This window comes from Psychrobacter nivimaris, from assembly GCF_009812035.1.
GTDB lineage: Bacteria > Pseudomonadota > Gammaproteobacteria > Pseudomonadales > Moraxellaceae > Psychrobacter > Psychrobacter nivimaris.
In genome coordinates this window covers 17,067-38,471 of the sequence record NZ_VZIZ01000009.1, presented here as the reverse complement: position 1 = coordinate 38,471, position 21,405 = coordinate 17,067, and the positions used below count along the sequence as shown (strand labels likewise).

General features: G+C 41.9%; 16 protein-coding genes. 3 read left to right on the top strand and 13 right to left on the bottom strand.

The features are described from left to right. Window positions 1–38: 38 nt before the first annotated feature. The 5 genes from FQV37_RS04090 to sdhC all read right to left on the bottom strand — a co-directional run bounded on the left by FQV37_RS04090 (window position 39) and on the right by sdhC (window position 7,732). Complete coding sequence (locus tag FQV37_RS04090) at window positions 39–2,915, bottom strand: 2-oxoglutarate dehydrogenase E1 component (protein ID WP_160021400.1); 2,877 nt, start codon at window positions 2,913–2,915, stop codon at window positions 39–41. A 907-nt stretch (window positions 2,916–3,822) separates the two neighbouring features. Then, a complete protein-coding gene (locus tag FQV37_RS04085; RefSeq protein ID WP_055123743.1) occupies window positions 3,823–4,533 on the bottom strand; it encodes a succinate dehydrogenase iron-sulfur subunit in 711 nt (236 codons plus the stop codon). A 223-nt stretch (window positions 4,534–4,756) separates the two neighbouring features. Then, complete coding sequence (gene sdhA / locus FQV37_RS04080; protein ID WP_057757857.1) at window positions 4,757–6,607, bottom strand: succinate dehydrogenase flavoprotein subunit; 1,851 nt, start codon at window positions 6,605–6,607, stop codon at window positions 4,757–4,759. Window positions 6,608–6,938: 331 nt separating this feature from the next. Next, window positions 6,939–7,343 (bottom strand): succinate dehydrogenase, hydrophobic membrane anchor protein, encoded by a 405-nt coding sequence (gene sdhD, locus FQV37_RS04075; protein ID WP_057762261.1) that lies wholly within the window; start codon window positions 7,341–7,343, stop codon window positions 6,939–6,941. A 2-nt stretch (window positions 7,344–7,345) separates the two neighbouring features. Then, entirely contained in the window at window positions 7,346–7,732 is a 387-nt protein-coding gene (gene sdhC / locus FQV37_RS04070) for a succinate dehydrogenase, cytochrome b556 subunit (protein WP_082624524.1), read from the bottom strand. 1,017 nt (window positions 7,733–8,749) lie between these two features. Between sdhC and gltA the strand changes: the two genes are divergently transcribed. Continuing rightward, window positions 8,750–10,030 (top strand): citrate synthase, encoded by a 1,281-nt coding sequence (gltA, locus tag FQV37_RS04065; RefSeq protein WP_160021399.1) that lies wholly within the window; start codon window positions 8,750–8,752, stop codon window positions 10,028–10,030. A gap of 128 nt (window positions 10,031–10,158) precedes the next feature. Here gltA and FQV37_RS04060 read toward each other — a convergent pair whose 3' ends face one another. Continuing rightward, window positions 10,159–11,088, bottom strand: a complete 930-nt coding sequence (locus FQV37_RS04060; protein ID WP_160021398.1) for a hypothetical protein — start codon at window positions 11,086–11,088, stop codon at window positions 10,159–10,161. 211 nt (window positions 11,089–11,299) lie between these two features. Beyond that, complete coding sequence (locus tag FQV37_RS04055) at window positions 11,300–11,833, bottom strand: type IV secretion protein Rhs (protein ID WP_160021397.1); 534 nt, start codon at window positions 11,831–11,833, stop codon at window positions 11,300–11,302. A gap of 453 nt (window positions 11,834–12,286) precedes the next feature. Between FQV37_RS04055 and FQV37_RS04050 the strand changes: the two genes are divergently transcribed. Together FQV37_RS04050 and ribBA are read left to right on the top strand one after the other, a co-directional pair. Continuing rightward, window positions 12,287–13,576, top strand: coding sequence for a replication-associated recombination protein A (locus tag FQV37_RS04050; protein WP_160021396.1), 1,290 nt, complete (start codon window positions 12,287–12,289; stop codon window positions 13,574–13,576). Window positions 13,577–13,930: 354 nt separating this feature from the next. Continuing rightward, on the top strand, window positions 13,931–15,043 hold the full coding sequence (ribBA, locus tag FQV37_RS04045; protein WP_057757842.1) for a bifunctional 3,4-dihydroxy-2-butanone-4-phosphate synthase/GTP cyclohydrolase II: 1,113 nt from the start codon (window positions 13,931–13,933) through the stop codon (window positions 15,041–15,043). Window positions 15,044–15,184: 141 nt separating this feature from the next. On the opposite strand, the gene FQV37_RS04040 is transcribed toward ribBA, so the two are convergent. The 6 genes from FQV37_RS04040 to FQV37_RS04015 form a co-directional block, all read right to left on the bottom strand. After that, window positions 15,185–15,676 (bottom strand): acyl-CoA thioesterase, encoded by a 492-nt coding sequence (locus tag FQV37_RS04040; protein WP_160021395.1) that lies wholly within the window; start codon window positions 15,674–15,676, stop codon window positions 15,185–15,187. Window positions 15,677–15,728: 52 nt separating this feature from the next. Further along, complete coding sequence (locus tag FQV37_RS04035) at window positions 15,729–16,763, bottom strand: hypothetical protein (protein WP_160021394.1); 1,035 nt, start codon at window positions 16,761–16,763, stop codon at window positions 15,729–15,731. A 60-nt stretch (window positions 16,764–16,823) separates the two neighbouring features. Next, window positions 16,824–17,738 (bottom strand): uroporphyrinogen-III synthase, encoded by a 915-nt coding sequence (locus FQV37_RS04030; RefSeq protein ID WP_420876975.1) that lies wholly within the window; start codon window positions 17,736–17,738, stop codon window positions 16,824–16,826. 183 nt (window positions 17,739–17,921) lie between these two features. Next, window positions 17,922–18,956, bottom strand: a complete 1,035-nt coding sequence (gene hemC, locus FQV37_RS04025) for a hydroxymethylbilane synthase (RefSeq protein WP_160021392.1) — start codon at window positions 18,954–18,956, stop codon at window positions 17,922–17,924. A 228-nt stretch (window positions 18,957–19,184) separates the two neighbouring features. Then, entirely contained in the window at window positions 19,185–19,922 is a 738-nt protein-coding gene (locus FQV37_RS04020) for a LytR/AlgR family response regulator transcription factor (RefSeq protein ID WP_134292274.1), read from the bottom strand. Between the two features lie 329 nt (window positions 19,923–20,251). Further along, the gene (locus FQV37_RS04015) at window positions 20,252–21,277 is read right to left on the bottom strand and encodes a histidine kinase (protein ID WP_227543656.1); all 1,026 of its coding nucleotides are present in this window, start codon (window positions 21,275–21,277) and stop codon (window positions 20,252–20,254) included. Window positions 21,278–21,405: the final 128 nt, after the last annotated feature.

Sequence of the window (21,405 nt, the reverse complement as noted above, 5' to 3'; positions counted from 1 at the left end):
TTCATTTATCTTCTATAATCTTTTGATTAGACAAGGTGTTACTGAGCTAATTCATCAACACTTATACCAAGGCCACCAGCAATGAGTGCTTGCTGTTGTTGAGCGTGCAGTTTCGGTGATCCTGTTGCAGGGGCTGCACTAGGAGGACGCGCTACTGGCTCCATGACTTTTGCTTTGGTTGGATGCGGTACGACAATACGGAACATATGCGGTGCTAAATAGTACCAAGCGCCTTGGTTCAATGGCTCTTCTTGCGTCCATACGATTTCGGTTAGGTTGCTGTACTTTTCGATTTCAGCGATTAAGCGAGTCTCTGGTAATGGATACAATTGCTCAATACGAACGATAGCCACATGATCAAGACCTAATGCGCGGCGCTGCTCTAACAAGTCATAATAAACCTTACCACCACACAGAACCATACGAGTCACTTTATCTGCGTTGTGATCATCCATCTCTGGCAATACCGTCTCAAACTTACCGTTCGCAAGCTCTTCTAGATTAGAAGTCGCTAGCTTATGACGTAATAAGCTCTTTGGTGACATAACGATCAGTGGCTTACGAATAGGACGTACTGCCTGACGACGTAATGCATGATAAATTTGCGCAGGAGTCGTTGGGGTAATGACCTGCATATTGTCTTCAGCACATAGCTGTAAGAAACGCTCTAGACGTGCAGATGAATGCTCAGGTCCTTGGCCTTCGAAACCATGTGGTAACAACATCGTTAAACCACAAACACGCTGCCATTTGGTCTCACCGCTTGAGATAAACTGGTCAATCACAACCTGAGCACCGTTAACGAAATCACCAAACTGTGCTTCCCAAACGATCAATGCGTTCGGTACTGTAGTCGCATAACCATATTCAAAGGCTAGTACCGCTTCTTCTGACAACAATGAGTTGTAAGTAGCAAAGCGCGCTTGATTTTCGCTCAAATGAGACAACGGTACATACATGCTGCCATCATTGACATTGTATATTTCACTGTGACGATGTGAGAAAGTACCACGGCCTACATCTTCACCAGTAATACGTACTAATACGCCATCGTTATCGACCAATGATGCATACGCCAATGTCTCAGCTGCACCCCAGTTAAGAGGCTCTTCGCCAGTTTGCATCGCTAGACGCTGTTCAACGACTTTTTGAACCTGACGTTGTAGCTTATAACCTTCTGGCATTTCGGCCATACGGCGTCCATAGCCTTTAAGCTTTTCGATATCAACACTGGTATCCCAGTCATCAACCAAGTCATGACCTAGATAAGGTTTCCAATCTACAAACAGCTGCTCGTTAGGCTCTTGAACCAATGAGCTAACAACATAATCACCACGGTCTAACGACTCACGATAATCATCTTCGTACTGTTTCTCTTCTTCGGCATTCAAGATACCTTCTGCGATAAGCTTTTGTGCATAAAGAGTACGAGTAGTCGGAAGCTTCTTAATAACAGCGTACATCAATGGCTGAGTTGCAGATGGCTCATCTGCTTCATTATGGCCATTACGACGATAGCAGAACAAATCGATGATGATGTCTTTATCAAACTTATGGCGATAATCTAATGCTAACTGAGCAGCAAATACGACTGCTTCAGGATCATCACCGTTTACATGAAGGATAGGAGCATGAACCATCTTGGCAACGTCAGTACAATATTCAGTTGAACGAACATCTTCTTGACGGCTAGTAGTAAAGCCAACTTGGTTATTAATCACGATATGCACAGTACCGCCAGTGGTATAAGCACGGGTCTGTGACATTTGGAAAGTTTCTTGAACCACACCTTGACCAGCAAAAGCAGCATCACCATGAATCACGATAGGTAATACTGAATTACCACCAGTATTATCTAGTAGTGGCTGATCGTTACGGCGTACTTGACGGGCACGTACTGAGCCTTGTAGTACTGGAGCTACAATTTCAAGATGCGATGGGTTAAATGCTAAAGCCAAATGCGCTTCGCCACCTGGTGTCATCACGTTAGATGAAAAACCATTGTGGTATTTAACGTCACCTGAGCCTTTTTCTGGCTGTACTTTACCATCAAACTCATCAAACAAGTCTGCAGGGTTTTTACCCAAAATATTGACTAATAGGTTTAGACGGCCACGGTGAGCCATACCAATGACCATTTCTTTTGTGCCATATCCGCCAGCACGTTGAATGATTTCATTGATCGCAGGAATGAAGCTCTCACCACCTTCCAAACCAAAACGCTTAACACCTGTATATTTACGAGCAAGATATTTTTCTAGACCTTCAGCAGCCGTCAAGCGCTCAAGAATAGATAAACGTTTTTCTTTATCGAATTTGATATAGCCTAAATTGGTTTCTAGGTATTCTTCCATCCAGCGTTTTTCTGTACTGGTGGTAACGTGCATATACTCGACACCGATATGGCCACAGTAAACACGTTCCATGATTTCGATGATTTCGCGCAATGTCGCTTCATCTTTACCAATAACTAAATCATTGGTCGGGAATACGGTATCGAGATCAGCTTCTGACAAATTATGATAAGCAAGCGTTAAATCTTCTACTTCTGCACGTGGATGCAAATCTAAAGGATCAAGTTTGGCACGGCGATGACCGCGACGACGGTATGCTGAGATTAATTGCTGTACGCCCATCTGTTTAGGATCACAGTTGGCAGAGCTGCCAGAGTCGGTATCAGTACTGCTACTCTTATTTGCCGTTTGATTACGAGCAAGTAGTAAGAACTGATCTTTGATAGCGTTGTGCTGAGCATCGTTCTGCGACTTATACTGTTCAAAGTACGTCTGCCAGTCAGTATCAACACTATCAGGGTCTGTTAGGTATTGCTCGTAGAGAGCTTCTATATAGTTGGCGTTATCGGCAGCCAGTTCAGTATGTACTTGGCCAGATTTTTCTTTGGTTATACTATTCATAATAATCGTCTATTTGATAGATAAATGAATGGAATCGTGCTTATTATTGTGTCAGTCGTTGTATGCTCAGGTAGTTAGACAATGTGTCATATCCTGTTAAATACTATTCGATAAAACACTTTTATCCCTAAGTATTGCCATCACCATAGAATATTGCTGTCATTGTCTACAAGAGCAAGTGATGCTAAATAGTGGTAACAAGTCTTATTGCAATACCCGTCTAAAAATAAAACTATTTGTGAACGCTCAGTTTTCTTATCTAGCTCGTTTCACAACATTAATTTATATATACTTCTTTGAGTCATAACCAATCCATTAATGATAAGCTATTAATAGACAATTATATTTTCAGCTAACCTATAAACTGGTTATTAATGCTGAATTACCCTAAATTTGCTGATAAATTCTGCCTTTTCAGACAGACATACATTGCTGTATAGATTATCATGCCCATTTTTTGCGACATAGTTTGTTTATTCAATACTAGGTATTTATGTAATGAATATCTATCATCAATTATAAACGCATAATCATTGTGCGCATAGTATTTTAGCCTGATAATGTCATAATCTGCTCGAACGGCACATATTAAGCGCTAAAAAAGATGCTTTGATCATCTTATTAAATACAATTATACCAAAATTCGACTATGTCTATATTCGATTATATAGGGTGATTGTCTATATATTATTTCTTCTTACATACGACCAACGTATTGACCATACAGTTTTACTCTTAAATCATTTAATACCTATTTTTCAATAGGCTAAATTCACTATACTTTTAAATGACAAGTTAGCTATACAAAGTAGTAAATCTATATATCAGCTTTTTAACTAACAAAAACACCACCTAATGAATAGGTGGTGTTTTTCGTATAGTAACTATAAGGATCAATTATTTATGCTTAACCAGCTTGGTCAATCAACATATTACGTAAGTGACCGATTGCTTTGGTTGGATTCAAGCCTTTTGGACAAACTGATACACAGTTCATGATACCGCGGCAACGGAACAAGCTAAACGGATCGTCTAAGCGAGCTAAACGCGCTTGAGTATCACCGTCACGGCTATCAGCAACGAAGCGATAAGCATGCAGTAACGCTGATGGACCTAAGAACTTATCAGGGTTCCACCAGAAAGATGGGCAGCTGGTTGAACAGCAAGCACATAGGATACATTCGTATAGACCGTTCAGCTTTTCACGCTGTTCAGGCGACTGTAAACGCTCTGTTGGCGGTGCTGGCTGATCATTAATTAAGTACGGATGTACTTTCTCATACTGCTCATAGAACTGGTTCATATCGACAACCAAGTCACGAACCACTGGCAAACCAGGTAGCGGACGAACCGTTACTTTTTCTGGTAGCGTGTTCATGTTGATTAGACATGCCAAACCGTTCTTACCATTGATGTTCATGCCGTCAGAGCCACAAATACCTTCACGGCAAGAGCGACGGAAAGTAAGCGTTTCATCTTCTTTCTTTAGGCGTAATAATACGTCAAGCAACATACGATCTGAATCAAGTAGCTCAATCGTATAAGTTTGCATGCGTGGCGCTGCGTCCAGATCAGGATCGTAGCGATAGATTTCGATGGTGCGAGTACCTCGGCTCATAATGCTAAACTCCACACGTAGGTGATGGCGGGCATACAAAGATTGCAACATATTTGCGCTAGCTATTAATCAGTACTGATAACCAATATCGGATACCAATTAATAGCGTCGTAGCGCTGGCATGAGCATGTAGCTGGCGGTCACCTTTTTAATAAATTAATAAGGGATAAAACGTTAACACTGCTGTTATCTATCAACTATATATAAAGTATGCAGTCTAGAATTAGTAGACGCGGACTTTTGGTTCGATATAATCAACGGTTAATGGCACTTTACGTACTGGCTTATAAATGATGCGATTACCTTCAGAGTACCATAAAGTATGCTTCATCCAATCGTGGTCATTACGGCCGTTAGGTGCGTAATCATCATCTTCTGGACGATCATAATCGGATACACTGTGCGCGCCGCGGCTTTCATGACGCTTCGCTGCAGATATCATTGTCGCTTTTGCTACTTCATACAAGTTAGCAACTTCGAATGCTTCAATACGCGCTGTGTTGAACACTTGTGATTTATCGCCAAGATGGATCTTGTCGATCTTTTCACCTAGCGCTAAAATTTTCTCAACGCCTTCGTCCATCATCGCTTGCGTACGGAATACACTAGCGTGTTTTTGCATCGTAGCACGAATCTCATCAGCCACGTCTTGCGCGTTGTAGCCTTCAGTAGACTGTTGCAGTTTGTCTAAACGCTTCACTGTAAAGTCAAGGACGCGTGGATCAAGCGGCTTATAGTTATGATCAGCATGATGGAACTCATCAACAATATGCTTACCAGCTGCACGGCCAAATACCAATAGATCTAGTAGAGAGTTCGTACCTAGACGATTAGCACCATGTACACTTACACAAGCACATTCACCGATTGCATAAAGACCTTTCACCACATTGCCTTTAGCATATAGGCCGTCTTCATCCGTACCTGCTTCTAGATCCGGTACAATCACTTGACCATGAATAGTGGTTGGAATACCACCCATCATGTAGTGAATGGTTGGGATTACTGGAATTGGCTCTTTAGTGATGTCAACGTTGGCGAAGTTTTTACCAATCTCAAATACTGATGGTAGACGCTTCATGATGGTTTCAACACCTAGATGCGTCATATCCATTACGATATGATCAGCATTAGGACCACAACCACGGCCTTCTTTGATTTCTTGGTCCATTGAGCGCGATACAAGATCACGCGGTGCCAAGTCTTTCACGGTTGGTGCATAACGCTCCATGAACGCTTCGCCATCTTTGTTACGCAAGATAGCACCTTCACCGCGGCAACCTTCAGTCAATAGTACACCTGCACCATGGACACCAGTTGGGTGGAACTGCCAGAACTCCATGTCTTGCAACGGAATACCAGCACGTACTGCCATGCCAATACCGTCACCAGTATTAATATAAGCATTGGTAGAAGCTGCGAAGATACGACCAGCACCACCTGTCGCTAGGACAGTAATTGGTGACTGGAATACTGCAATCGTACCCGTCTCTTGCTCAAGCGCGACCACACCGTTGATGTTACCAGCTTCGTCTTTGATCAAATCAAGAGCGATCCACTCGATAAAGAACTCAGTACCCTGCTCTAGGTTTTTCTGATATAGCGTATGTAGTAGTGCATGACCTGTACGGTCAGCAGCGGCACAAGCACGTTGTACTGCTTTTTCGCCATAGTTAGACGTGTGACCACCGAACGGACGCTGATAAATCGTACCGTCTTCGTTACGGTCAAACGGCATACCCATGTGCTCAAGCTCATAGACTACTTTTGGCGCTTCACGGCACATATATTCGATAGCGTCTTGGTCACCTAACCAATCTGATCCTTTAACGGTATCATAGAAGTGAAAGTGCCAGTTGTCATTGCTCATGTTACCCAAACTTGCACCGATACCACCCTGAGCGGCAACTGTGTGCGAACGCGTTGGGAATACTTTGGTAAGGACTGCAACCTTCATGCCTGCTTCCGCTAAATGCAATGAAGCACGCATACCTGAGCCGCCGCCACCAACGATAACTGCATCGTAGTTTAGGGTCTTGATATTACTAATGGTATTGTCTTGTCTAGTTGCCATTACGGTTTTCCTAATGCCTGTTAATGCGTAAAAGTAAATCAAAGACTGTTTAAGACATCTCTATTACAGCTATAAAGGCTTACTATTTGGCCATTTCATACGCTTATAAAATAAAGACTCTCAATAATCATTAACCACTTAATTTGCATATCTATCGTTATACTGAACTAAGCCTACTCAACTATAATCAGATTAGCTGATCAGTAATGCCAGTCCAATGCTATGACTATTCTTGGCTATCAACGGATGACTCTAAAATACTTTGCCAACTAATGTATTAGTTGGATGCATCCGTCGTTATATATAGATATCAGAGCTTTTTATGAGATGGTTAAACGGCAGCGATACCGAAACCGTTACCCCAAAAAATCATGATGCCCCAAAATAGAAATACTAAAATAGCGATAATCATCAATGACTGTAGTACTAAACGTAAACCTGCTGCGCTTGAGCCCAGTTTGCCTGTTGTAATATAGTCAGTAAATACTGTCCACATCCCAACCCAAGCATGACCAGCTAGTGCAAGTACTGCAACCAAGCTGAATAGACGCATCGGTAGGCTGGTCATAAATGATGACCATTCAACAAAAGTGACATCGCCATGGGTCAAAAAGAAGCCCAGCAACACCACACTATAAACGGCTAAAACAACAGCACTAATACGCTGAATAATCCAATCACGTGAGCCTGAACCTGTCAGACCAGTAGCACTTTTGATTCCTGAATCATTTTTTATCATTAGAACATCACCCATACAAATGACGCGACAACTAAAATCGCTGCAATCACAAAACTGACCATAGAGGCAGTGCGGCCAGATTTTAGCTCTTCGTTCATACCCATATCAGCAAATAAATGTTTGATACCCATTACAAAATGATATGCAATGGCAGCAACAAATATCCATGCTAAAAAGCGCACAAGTACGTTGTCAAATACGGTCGCAAAACTCTCAGGCGATGCCAATGAGTTCTGTAGTATCCATAACATGACAGGAATCAATAAAAATAAAATAATGCCAGAGATACGATGCAAGATAGAGGCGATCGCGATCGGTGAGCGATTAACGCTAATCACTTGGCTTAAAGGCAGATCAATAGGTCGGTTGCTTTTCACAGCGGGCATCCTTTTGCGGTTATACTCCTGTATCTGCTATCAACGCCTGACATAAATAGTGCCAATTGAGCATTGAGCAACACACGAGACGAATAAAGTAAGGAAGAGCTAGCTGACTTCGTTTAGTTTGCGCTAAATATGAAGAAAGGATCATGTATATAAAGGTATTGATAGACTGTTCAATGTCGCTTGTCGAATCGACAGGCCTATCAAACAACCTATCTATTATACAACAAAGAGAATAAACATGAGTAACATCGACTAACCAGTCTATTTTAGAGGTCGTATGAATAGTAAGACAACGTTACTATGTCTTCTATATCAGAGCAGACCTTATATTAGGCACTTGAAATCCTATGCCAAGCAAATAAAAAAGATTGGTTAAGAAGAAAGTTCAAACCATAGAATGCGGTTTGGTCTATCGTAACATCAGACAATCGTAAACAAGCATGAATAGAAGACGCTCTGAACGACACTATAACATGGTCATTTATTAATTCGCGCAAAGCTAATGCCAGTTAATTCCTACAATTATAAAATGCCTGAGCAATAATTACAAATTTATCCATTCAGTAAGAATATATACATATTTAATCAATAAATGAATGGATAAGGATAATACTGGTTTTAACAGTGATTATTATGACAAACTTTAATCCGCTTACTAGGCATAGTCTGCCAGTTTTTGGTGTCATTATTTATGAGTTTTGTCTCTAAAATATATTTAGAAACCCAAAATATTGGCTCGATAATGCTGCTATAAACTTGCTCAAAAACAGAGGAATTTTAAGCAAAATAACCTGACAGACATATTTTGATACAAAAATTACAGCGAATAACTACCGCCACACCGCGCCAATTGGACACATGGTCCATAAAAGTTTTTTCAAATCATCAAGAATTGCTGCTAATATACCCTGCGTACTAAATGAGTTGAATGCACTTTTACCGTTCAACCGACAATGACGCGAGGGTATGCGTCTGTAGTAATTTATTCTAACAAGTCAAACCAATGGAGAGCAATTTATGGCTGATACTAATGCCAAACTAACCGTGAATGGTGAAGAATACGAACTTCCTATTATTAAAGGTACTTTAGGGCGCCCAGTTATCGATATTGCTGCTTTACAAGAATCAGGATTTTGGTCTTATGACCCTGGTTTTAAAGTAACTGCTCCTGTTGAATCAAAGATTACTTATATTGATGGTGGCAAAGGCGAGTTATTACACCGCGGCTACCCTATCGACGAGCTAGCGAACAATGCTGAATACCTAGAAGTTGCTTATGCACTTTTACATGGTGGCCTACCTACTGCTGAGCAAAAAGCAGAATTTTTTGAAAAAATCCGCGAGCATACTCCTGTTCATGATCAATTGCGTAAGTTCTTTGAAGGCTTCCGCCGTGACGCGCATCCAATGGCTATCATGGTTGGTGTCGTTGGTGCTTTATCAGCGTTCTATCATGAAGACCTAGACGTGAGCAATGAAGAGCATCGCGAAATCACAGCTATTCGTCTGATTGCTAAGATGCCTACGCTTGCTGCGATGAGTTATAAATACTCACAAGGCGAACCGTTCATGTATCCGCGTAACGACTTTAACTACGCAGAAAACTTCTTATACATGATGTTTGCAACGCCTGCTGACGTAGACTACGAGAAAAACGACGTTATCACTCGCGCAATGGACAAAATCTTTACTTTGCATGCTGACCATGAGCAAAACGCTTCTACGTCAACGGTACGTTTAGCTGGTTCTACTGGTGCAAACCCTTATGCATGTATCGCTGCTGGTATCGCAGCCCTTTGGGGACCATCACATGGCGGCGCGAACGAAGCTGTTCTTGAGATGCTAGATGAAATCGGTACTGTTGAGAACGTGCCTGAATTCATGGAAAAAGTGAAGAGCCGTGAAGTGAAGCTAATGGGCTTTGGTCACCGTGTTTACAAAAACTTCGATCCACGCGCTCAAGTAATGAAAGAGACTTGTGATGAAGTATTAGAAGCACTAGGTATCAACGATCCTAAGCTTGAATTGGCGATGGCACTAGAGAAAATTGCGTTAGAAGATCCGTTCTTCATCGAGCGTAACTTATATCCAAACGTTGATTTCTACTCTGGTATCATCTTGAAAGCTATCGGTATCCCAACGTCAATGTTTACCGTAATCTTTGCATTGGCTCGTACTTCAGGTTGGATCAGCCATTGGTTAGAAATGCACAGCGCTCCGTTCAAAATCGGTCGTCCACGTCAGTTATACACTGGTGAAACGCGCCGTGATTTTGTAAAAGTTGAAGATCGCAAGTAAGCAAAAATAATATTTATCCAATAAAAAATCCCGCCATCGTGCGGGATTTTTTATTGTCTTAATTCTCTTTATTCGATACTAACTGTTTTATAAGAAATAACTAACTAAGTTTATAAAATTATAGTCAGTTACTGAAACTCTTTTAACGTTTGCTCATATTTGGCAATCTGTTCATCGTATCCTTCGATAGTTTCATTAAATTTAGCCATTAAAGCTTCAAACTCTTGTTGCTGCTTCTGCTTCATTTGCTGCATATCAACCACTTGCTGGGCTTCTATTTGTTCCCATACCTGATGTTGGATGATTAAACGGGCAAGTGCCGGACTTTTTGCACTTACTCTGCCAGCAATCTCTGCATGCTCAAATAACTGCGGCACCAACGTCGCCACATTGATTAATGTATCAGAATCCTCTGCGCTCAGCGGTGTTGTCACCGGTTGATATAAAGCGTCCATGGTCTGCTGATAGCGTTCTATGATTTGGTCCTCGGTCAACATAACAGGTTTACGCGGCTCAAGACTGATACGTTTTAAAACCGTTAAGTCACGCTCACCAACTTCAGTGCTAGTATTGACGTTAACCTCTGCATCTACATTTGGATTGCTGTTTATCGGGGCGATATCGATATTCGATGACACCACTTCTTCAGAACTGGTAGTAGTATTTGCGTTAGGAGCGGTATTATCGGTCGCTACTTCGTTATTACTATCTGTATTTTCACTATTATTAGTATTCAGTAATAATAGTTCCTCACTGTCTGATGCATCTGCTGCTTGCAATGACTCATACTCTGCTTGCAATCGTCTCTGTAAGCTCTGCGCTTGTGCAACATATATCGGCTGAAATTGATCTATGCGCGCCGCAGCTGAGTCGCTTTTTGGCATAGGCTGACTGTCTTCTACGCTTGTTTTTTCACTGGTTTGACTGTCATCAGCTACAGGTGATGTGTCAGACTGCTGACAGCCTGTCAAAAACAATACTCCTAACAGTGCGGCTAAAAGCAAAGTCGGTGGGTAGCGGGTATCAACACTAGGCTTTACTGACAAAAATTTAAACATGAGAGTGCATATCCTTTGGTAAAGCAAAATTATTAAAGGGTAAATTACAATTGCGGTTCATTATTCTTTGTTTTGTAGCGACACAACTGACTGTTAAATCGTCCAATATGGTTATCCAGTATTTATCCAACTGACCTATGTTTCAGTTAATGTATCGTTCTATAGCTCGGTTATGACTTATCACAGCCAAGCTTACTGTTATTTTTAAAAACTAGATGACTGATGGATCATCAGTACCTGTTGCCTTAACAATAGGCTGCTCTGTCAAAAATGGAATACAAGCTTCCCACTCTTGGCAGTTCTGACCACGCTGACGACGTACAAAATAGTCTTGTACCATGCGTGCCTGCTGCTCAATACCATACTTAAAAAATGATTTACCTGTTTCTAACACGTATTCGTATTTTCGGTTGATAATTGCTCCGCGTACCACTTTTAAGCCTTGCTGTAACTGCCATACGTGCGTTAGCTCATGTATAAGCCAGCTTTGTTTGCTCAATGGAGCTTCGCTAAAATCCGTAATCCAATCGACTGAGTTAAAATAAATATTGCCATTGGGGCTGACTGCATAATGTTTTAGTACCCACCATGCTGTCTTTAACTGCACTTCGTCGAGTTTGATACTATTACCAAATACTGAGTGCGCCAATGCTATCTCGCCAGCTGTCAGATAACGTGACTGCTGCTTGCCTATATCACTACGCAAGTAACGATTGAATAAGCGTTTAAGAGTCGGTTCAGACATCGTAAATGTAATACCTTATATTTGATAAGCTACATATTTGGTAAGCTACTTCTAATAGTTAATGGTCGCGATTGGCCAACCTTTGCCATCAATACGGTAGAACTGTTAATAGTAGAGCCATTAATATAGATGAATGATGAAAACTAAAGTGCTCGGGACACAAGCTATACGCTTAGTTAGCTTTCATTAACATATTTTTGCGCTAACCTAGCGCGTATGACTTATAACAAGTACCATCCTTATAAACTAGCTTACTTCTACTGCTGATGTCTAATACTCATTGCCATTATAAAATTGCTGCGAAAATCATGCCAAACGTATATGAGTGTTAAAATCCAATGAGAATGGTGAAGTTAGCCTGGTATGCTGTTATTTAGATTTAACTATAAAGACCTTGCCATTACTACCTCTGCAGCTAGTAGATAGTTTTTTTATTTTCCGATCGAGAGTCTTATGCCACCTAAATTCCACGCCGATACCCCACTTGCTCAGCGTATGCGCCCTACTTCTCTTACCGATATTATTGGTCAAGAGCACTTGCTGGCAGCTGGTGCACCGTTACGCCGTTTGGTAGAGCAAGGGCATCTGCCGTCTATTATCCTGCACGGTGAAGCAGGTATTGGCAAAACAACCATTGCGATGTTGTTAGCCGATGCCGTGAATAGACCTTTTCACGCGCTCTCCGCGTTAAATACTGGAGTCAAACAGTTACGCGAAGTCCTAGATAATAAAGATTCGTTGGCATTTGAATCACCTGTGGTCTTCATTGATGAAATTCATCGCTTTAATAAAGCACAGCAAGATGCTCTATTGGGTGCGGTAGAGTCTGGTGATATTACTCTGATTGGTGCTACCACTGAAAACCCATCATTTAGTGTCAACAACGCTCTACTATCACGTTGCCAAGTATATCGTTTAGAGCCGTTAACGCCTGAGCAGATAAGTGCCGTGCTGCAACGAGCCCTTTCAGAAGATAATATACTCAAAAAACTAACCGTCGACTTACAAGCAAAAGATACCATTAGTCAATTGGCCCACGGTGATGCTCGAAAGGCGCTAAACTTATTAGAGTTAGCTATTCAGACCGCTGATGCCAAACAGTCGCCAGTGATTATCGATGATCCATTGGTCAGCCGAGTGGCACAGACTGCTTTGGTAAGATATGACAAAGATGGTGAGCAGCATTACGATATTATCTCAGCAATGATAAAATCAGTCCGTGGCTCAGATCCGGATGCGGCATTATATTGGATGGCACGTATGCTCGTAGGCGGAGAACCTGCTGATTTTATTGCGCGGCGCTTGGTGATTTTGGCCAGTGAAGATATCGGTAATGCCAATCCTAATGCCTTACTCCTAGCTGATGCAGCATTGCGTAGTGTGCAATCTATTGGTATGCCAGAAGCACGTATTATTTTAGGTCAAGTCGTGGTGTATTTAGCAACCAGTGCCAAAAGTAATAGCACTTATAAAGCGATCAATGCTGCAATGGCATTGGCTGAAAAAGATGCCTCACCTGTACCGCTACATTTGCGCAATGGCGTCACCAAACTGATGCGTAGTCAAGGCTATGGTAAAGGTTATGCTTACCCGCACGATTATCCCAACCATTACTATCCTCAAAGCTACTTACCAGATAATTTGATTAATACCAGTTTCTACGAGTTTGCAGATAATCAGCGTGAGCAGCACAGTAAGCAATTTATGGATTGGTTAAAAAACCAAGCAGCGAGCAATGATTAACTGCGATATAGATTAAATAGATTAATAAAAATATAACGCCTAGATTTATGAGCCAGTTTTAATGTTCATTGATAATATTTATGACTATTTTTGACATACTGAACGATATAGTGGGAAGATGGCGCAGCACGTGACGCTGAAAAGCGTTAAAATAACCTCATAATGATATATACAGGCAATTAAGCGAGTCACTTTTATATCAAATGATATTGCTTATAGCGCGATTTACTTGACCGTAGTAGCGCTTTGCTTGACCGTAACAGCGCTTTGTATTATCTACTGCTACAATAAGCAGATAGAGCCCTATATTCCAAATGACACCTATTTATAAATAATAAAATATTGAGATTTACTATGAGTTTAAATGCAATCCCTGAGATTATCGAAGACATTCGTGCTGGAAAAATGGTCATCTTGATGGATGATGAAGACCGCGAAAATGAAGGTGATATCATCATGGCAGCGACGCATGTCCGCCCTGAAGATATTAACTTTATGATTACTCACGCGCGTGGTCTTGTTTGTTTGACCTTATCACAAGCACGTTGCCAGCAATTGGCACTGCCACTAATGTCAGATCGTAACGAGGCAAAGTTTAGCACCAACTTTACTGTTTCAATTGAAGCGGCTGAAGGCGTCACTACGGGTATTTCTGCTGGTGATCGTGCACGTACTATTCAGGCAGCGGTATCTTCATCAGCAAAGCCTGAAGACATCGTTCAGCCTGGACATATTTTTCCAATTATGGCCCAAAACGGTGGTGTTCTTCACCGTGCAGGCCATACAGAAGCGGGTTGTGATTTAGCACGTTTAGCAGGTCTAGAGCCTGCAGCGGTGATTGTAGAGATTATCAATGCAGATGGTACGATGGCGCGCCGTGACGACCTTGAAATATTTGCAAAAGAGCATGACATCAAGATAGGCACGATTGCTGACCTTATCAATTATCGTATCGCGAATGAGCAAACGGTAGAAGAGATTGAGTCACATCCGTTTGAAACTGAACACGGTACTTTTACGCTACATCGCTTCCGTGAGTTTGGCGCTGAAGAAACACATTTAGCCTTGGTAAAAGGTGATGTCAGCGAAGGCGTCAGCACTGTACGTGTACACGGTTTCCACCCATTACGCGATTTGTTTGCAGCTAAAAATGATATGACTGGCCGTAGTGGCTGGAGCGTACAGTCAGCACTAGAAGAAATCAGTGCTTCAGATCGCGGTGTGCTGGTATGGATTGGTAGCAATCAGCCAGTTGATTTGGGAGATGCGCTGGACAAAGCCGCAGACAACGAGTCGCAATCAACCATCACGCAACAGCCATATCGTAGTATCGGTGTTGGTGCACAGATATTACGTCATTTAGGTGTCCGTGATATGCGCTTATTATCATCACCAATGAAGTTTTTTGCATTATCAGGTTTTGATCTAAACGTGGTTGATTTCGTTCATGCACCGCAACAAGACTAAAAACTGTTTAAGAAACTGGTTGCAGAATGAGTGATAAAAAAGGCACGCTAACATTATGTTAGTGTGCCTTTTTTGTTTTTAGATTCTAATTTGGGATAGTTTTTTTGAAGAAATGAACAATCGGTTCATATAGAACATGCCCTAAAGCTCAGGCGTATGACCAAACTTGGCTTCCAGTGCTAGCAGCTGTTGACGCTCTGCTGCTGTCCATGGCAACTTACCTTTTCCATCCCTATCCAGACGTACTACCACAGCCTCTGCCGTAGCTACAATTTTCTCTTGCGCGGTACTATAGTAACTATATTCCATCGTCATACTTGTATTGCCCAAACGCTTACAACGAACCCCTAATAATAATGTATCAGGATAGGTGACTGGACGTAAATACTGGCAGCTAGACTGAGCTAAAACGGTGACCATACTGCCATCAAACATACCTAGCGCATGCAAATAACTAATGCGTGCTGACTCAGCGTAACGATAGTAAACCACATTGTTCAGGTGATTGAAGGCATCCATCTCTCCCCACTGTATCGGCTGATGATGAATAACAGGATAATGAGCTAGTAATTCGGGGCGGTGATCGTTTGCTGCGTCAGATATAGATGCTGACTTTTCATTAGAATGGGTCATTACTTACCTTACATTTTATATTTTCTGTATTAACTATTGTGACTAACTCTCTTTAGCGTTGCGGCTTGTCTAAGATTTCTGTCGTCAATAATGGCGTTGGTTTGGGTGCATGAGCAATCAACTGATTTAGCCATACAATTACTTCTGGTATGTCACTTGGTGCTTTCATTGTCTCAAGATTACTTTGACCATCGATTCGTTTTTTATCTGCTTGTACAATGCCAATCGCACCAGCTTGTGCTGACTTTTTATTGTCGCTAGTTGAAGCTTTAGGTACCAACGTTTTTAACTGTTTGCGTGCCTGCGTCAAATAGCTGACCAGTTGATCTTGCTTACGCATATTGCTGGCTTGGCTTGCTAAATTCAACGTCATGATGACTTCATGAATAGTGAGCTGACGACGCGTTAAATTTGTATCACTAGTCGCTGAAGTATCAGTGGCATTGGTTGCTTTAGGCTGCTGTTTATTTTCAATAGCTGCATCTACCAGCTCTCGACGCTGTAGATCCGTACCTTCATAACTGCCAAGACGCTCATGACTGTGCAAAAATTCCTGAATGTTCTGAATCGCAAGATTTTGTATTTGCCACGGGCTTGGCTGCGAGCTTTGTGCTTGCAGACGCTCAATATCTTTTAGCAAACTTTGCTTGATAACGATGGTTAACGCAGGCGCAATCTCATTACTGCTTTGCGATAACTGCCAATGTAAACCCCACAATAGCTCAATCGCGGCACTGTCATTGCTATCCGCCAACAGTCTATCAGCAGCTTTGATTTGGATACGCAATAGGTCCAACTGATTCTGAGCTTGGCTACTGGCTTTAACTCTAGGTTCTGGCAGCGTCTGCTGACTCATAGCAAATAGACGATCGTCCATTTCGTTTAGTCGACTGATTACTTGCTCATTGCTCTGCAAACGATCGTTGACACTATGCTGAAAGCGCTGCTGACTAATATATAACCACAATAATGCAGCGATCAGTAATAAGATAACCAGCCATTGCATCCGTAGCAGCAAAATATTTGCTTGCCGGCGCTGCTGAACAGTAGAAAGATCCTTAGATAAGGACTCAGAATTCATTGACATAAGGCAGTACCGTTATTGGTATAGATAAACATGTTTAAAGCAAATGAGAAGTTTTAGGTATTATATTTTAGAATAAATGGCTGAGAGAATCGTATCTGGCGACAAATCCTCTACTCGCCAGTAACTCAACTGCTGTGCGGCAACCATATTGGCAAGACGCTCACCCAACACAACGTAAGAAAAATCTTTTAGCGTAAGCGAAAGCCGCTGTTCTATATCAGCCACTGCATCAGAATTTTGCTCTTTTTTTAACGTCTTCGATTGCTCGTCATTGACGATACTTGACCAATGCTCAAAAGCCGCCGCACTGCTGATCACGACAGTTGGCTTTGGCTGCTGTGGTGAAGCAGTACTATGAGTAAGAAACGCTTGTTGCCACTGCTGATACTCAGCTATTGCATCGATAGGCATCGTACGCTCGTACCAAGCAATACTATCGATATGTACACCGCGCGCCTGCAATGTATCAACCAATAATCGTCGACCACCAAGCCCGCGCCATATCAGTAATTTATCGCCTGCTTGTAAGCTATCGATTTCAGGCATTGCTAGCATGCCTTCATTATTGGCCGTCTCAGGCTGAAGTATTTGATAGCTTGTTGTATCTATACGCACCTGACTGAACTCTGCCGCTGTTGCTTCACCAACCGCAACCAGAGGACTAGGTAATGATAAACCTTCTGACAATCTCTGCGCATAACTGTCTGTCGTTTTGTATTCGCACTCTTTAAATTCATTTTCAAGTGACTGCCAAGCGACTAGCCCTGAAGCTGCCGCAGTTGGACTGACGATAACAAGCGCTTTGTACTCCCCCGCCATCCACTGACGCATTAATGCAATATCTAGATCAGTTGTTGGACGTGGTCGTAGCGTCAACATTGGCATATCAACCACTACCAATCCTGCCGCTTGCAAATGCTGAGTCAACGATGCTGCTCGCTCTACTGGGCGAGTATTGATGACAATTTGCGGCATTACTTTTGACTTCTCATTAGAATGATTCTTATGAGAAGTTATGTATGTAGATTGAGTTGGCACTGATGACATAGGTATACCATGACAAAAAATGAGTGAAAAAGGCTTAAGCCTACAAAAATGGCTGATGCTTATATAAGCCTATTTTAAGGTTAATCCAACCTATAGCGACTGTACTTTGTACTACTCAGGCTGATAAATGGCTGACAAAATAGCGCCTGCACCATCGGCAAGTAGCATTTCTGCGACATCGATACCCAGTTGATTGGCTTGGGCTTCTTGCTCAGCTTGTGTCCCAACCAACGTAGCTCGTTTGTCTGCCTTCAACAATTCGCTACCATCAGCCTGACCCACTCGACCGCGTAGCCACAACATATTACCGCTGTCGTTATTGCCGTTATCGCCATTGTTATCATTATTAACACTGGTTTCTTCAGCTGTCTGCAGAACTGCATAAGCGGCGATCGGTACTTGGCAACCGCCCTCTAGATGACGGTTCAGGGCGCGCTCAGCGATAAGTCGAATACGAGCTTTATCATCATTGAGCGGTGCTAACAGCTTGAGCACTTCATCATCACCTTCACGGCACTCAATCGCCAAAGCGCCTTGTCCAACGGCAGGCAAGCAAGCTGCAATATCAAGCTCACCGCGTATTCTCTCGTCCAGCTCAATACGTTGCAAGCCGCTCGTTGCCAGAATAATGGCATCATACTCGCCAGCATCTAACTTGCCCAAACGAGTGCCGACGTTGCCGCGCAAGGTTTTGATTTGTAGGTCAGGTCGATAGGCTTTGATCTGGCATTGACGACGTAAACTTGACGTCCCAACGACCGAACCCTGTGGTAACTCGTCGATACTATTATAAGTATTAGACACAAAAGCATCCGTTGGTGAAGCACGTTTGCAATAGACACCTAATGTTAGGCCTTCAGGAAGCTGCATCGGTACATCTTTTAGCGAGTGCACTGCAATATCGGCTTGTTTGTCATACAGCGCTTGCTCAAGCTCTTTTACAAACAACCCTTTGCCTCCGATTTTGGCCAAAGGTGTGTCCAAAATCTTGTCACCTTTAGTGACAATTTTTAGTAAATTAATCGTCAGATTAGGATACAACGCCAATAAACGATCACGAATATGCTCAGCCTGCCATAGGGCTAAAGGACTTTGACGTGTAGCGATATTTAGAGTAGTCAAAACAGGTTGCTGCGAATTGCTCATAAAGGGCCTCAATAAGTTCGATACTAATACTATAGTGGCTATAGTCCCTATGTCAGTACTATTCGTATTTATACTGAATAATATCGATATTACTCGATAGGGTAAATTTGCCAAAGCATAGGCGACTCAAATGATTAATAGTAGATGCTGACGCAAAAAAATACCCCTATTTAAGCATAAATAAGGGTTTGATGATATGGAATGATTGGTCGCTATCAGGACAGCCTATCACATGCTTTGGATTTTATCACGTAAGGCAGGTAAGTGACGACGACTGACCGCTAGCGTCTCATCAATACCTTTAAAACGTATCTGATACTGGCCTGCATCTAGAGTTTCTAAAAAGTCCAAATAACTAAGGTTGATGATGGCATTGCGATGTACTCGGAACAGACGATCATCAAACTCTTGCTCTAATTCTTTTAGCGTTTCATCAATCAATACCATGCCATCTTTGTGACGCACTTTGACGTATTTTTGATCTGCTGCAAAATAGTAGATATCTTTTAGCTTAATCAGTTCAACACCGCGATGCGTACGAGCAGCGATATGTTCACGTATCGGACGTGCTATCGGGTCTTCAAGCTTGCGAATTTCGTTTAGTTGAGCGGCATTTAGGTTCTTTGCTTTGTTTAATGCCTCTAGTAGCTCATCTTTGTTTGCAGGTTTCAGCAAATAGCCAATTGCATTGGCTTTTAATGCTGCGATCGCATAATGATCGTATGCCGTCACAAATATAATCGCTGGTGGATGCTCAAGTTTGGCAAGTTCTTGAGCACAGCGTACGCCGTCCATTTCAGGCATTCGGATATCTAATAATATAATATCTGGCTGCTGGGTTTTTACAGCGACGATGGCTTCTGCACCTGTTGTGGCCTGAGCAACGACTTCATGGCCTGACTCCTGTACAATTCTCACCAAGCGCTCACGCGCTAGGGGCTCATCATCACAAACTACGATACGCATGCAAACTCCCATCCAAGGACATACTTAATATTTTATTTAATAATATTACGGATATATTAGCACTCATTATCAATCACTTAGAATATAAAATCTAAATTATTTAATAAAATTCTGACAAAAACCACCAGTTTTTATAGCGGACAATATACTCCTGCTATCGGTAGATTTTATATGGTGTAATTGTGTTTCACGGTAGTTATGATATTACTTATTCGTAATCATTATTTATCAAACATAAATTATGACGTCTATACATGGCGATGCAATAAGTATGCCAAATAGGCTTTTAAGAGTTGAAAAAATGGAGAAAGCTAATAAAGAACAGTAGGTTATAAACCGACGTCTTGTAGAGGATAGTCGATGATGGTGATAATTTGAGTGCTGGCTACCGAGCTTTGAATGTCAGCACTTTGACCAAAATGGGCACGCAAACGATCAGCTTGAATATAGAAATTCATATGCTGGCGCAAATCATGATTGATAATTAATGTCTTTTTGGGAAGCGCAACATCAATCATGATTTTAACTCGGTGTTGTTCCCACATGACTTCGATATTAATGCAGATAGTTTCTGTCGTCATCTCTACCACATTGAGCAGTATTTTCTCTAGCACGCTTTGTAGCGTTAGTGCAGTGATAACCATGTCATACATGATATCTTCTTCAGGTAACGTCCAATTGACTTCGAGCTTGTCTGCTAAACGACTAGATTCGATTGCCAAATAATGCTCACAGAGATCGACCTCTTCTTCAAAGCTAATCTCGCGTGTACCACTAAAACTAGCACGGAACAATGCAGAGACGTGCTGTAATAAGTCAGCGGCTTTAGGCGGGTTTGACTCAATCAGTGATACGAGTGTATTGATAGTATTGAAGAAAAAGTGTGGAGCCGTACGCGCTTTTATTAGATCGTTTTGCGCAGTCAATTTATATTCAAAGGACAACTTAAGCGCATTAAGCTCACGGTAGCTACGCAAAAAATACAATAAGAACACAGCAGTAAAACCACCGGTAAGCACTGTGTTGAAAAGCAAATTAATGACAAAAGCTTGACGGTTATACTCCATCCACCCTAGATTGATCATAACCAAAACCACCAACACCATAGAGACCGTGGCAGAAAACATCATTAGCATGACAATACGCAAACTCACACTAGGAATGCTCGCGTTTTTGAAGACAGGACGCAAATAATCGACCAAATATAGTGCGGGAATAACTGTCAGTGCATTTTGTATCACGCGAGAAAAAAACTTGATAATAAAATCAGACCAGCCTGATAGACCATGGTGCTCAATCACCGTCACAAACAGTGACCAAAAAAAGATATACAGCAGCCACTGCCAAGGTCTCATGACATCCATGAGCTTGGGAATAAAAAACTCTAAGCGCGCAGCTAGTAAGGCAACCTCATCATTTGCTATACTTGAGCTCTTATTCTCTTGACTTGTCTTAGACCGATATGAACGCCAATTCTTCAAAT

Coding starts and splice junctions, on each gene's coding strand:
- FQV37_RS04090 (WP_160021400.1), bottom strand. CDS start 2,915: ATGAATAGTATAACCAAAGAAAAATCTGGCCAAGTACATACTGAACTG.
- FQV37_RS04085 (WP_055123743.1), bottom strand. CDS start 4,533: ATGAGCCGAGGTACTCGCACCATCGAAATCTATCGCTACGATCCTGAT.
- sdhA (WP_057757857.1), bottom strand. CDS start 6,607: ATGGCAACTAGACAAGACAATACCATTAGTAATATCAAGACCCTAAAC.
- sdhC (WP_082624524.1), bottom strand. CDS start 7,732: ATGCCCGCTGTGAAAAGCAACCGACCTATTGATCTGCCTTTAAGCCAA.
- gltA (WP_160021399.1), top strand. CDS start 8,750: ATGGCTGATACTAATGCCAAACTAACCGTGAATGGTGAAGAATACGAA.
- FQV37_RS04060 (WP_160021398.1), bottom strand. CDS start 11,088: ATGTTTAAATTTTTGTCAGTAAAGCCTAGTGTTGATACCCGCTACCCA.
- FQV37_RS04055 (WP_160021397.1), bottom strand. CDS start 11,833: ATGTCTGAACCGACTCTTAAACGCTTATTCAATCGTTACTTGCGTAGT.
- FQV37_RS04050 (WP_160021396.1), top strand. CDS start 12,287: ATGCCACCTAAATTCCACGCCGATACCCCACTTGCTCAGCGTATGCGC.
- ribBA (WP_057757842.1), top strand. CDS start 13,931: ATGAGTTTAAATGCAATCCCTGAGATTATCGAAGACATTCGTGCTGGA.
- FQV37_RS04040 (WP_160021395.1), bottom strand. CDS start 15,676: ATGACCCATTCTAATGAAAAGTCAGCATCTATATCTGACGCAGCAAAC.
- FQV37_RS04035 (WP_160021394.1), bottom strand. CDS start 16,763: ATGTCAATGAATTCTGAGTCCTTATCTAAGGATCTTTCTACTGTTCAG.
- FQV37_RS04030 (WP_420876975.1), bottom strand. CDS start 17,738: ATGCCGCAAATTGTCATCAATACTCGCCCAGTAGAGCGAGCAGCATCG.
- hemC (WP_160021392.1), bottom strand. CDS start 18,956: ATGAGCAATTCGCAGCAACCTGTTTTGACTACTCTAAATATCGCTACA.
- FQV37_RS04020 (WP_134292274.1), bottom strand. CDS start 19,922: ATGCGTATCGTAGTTTGTGATGATGAGCCCCTAGCGCGTGAGCGCTTG.
- FQV37_RS04015 (WP_227543656.1), bottom strand. CDS start 21,277: ATGAGACCTTGGCAGTGGCTGCTGTATATCTTTTTTTGGTCACTGTTT.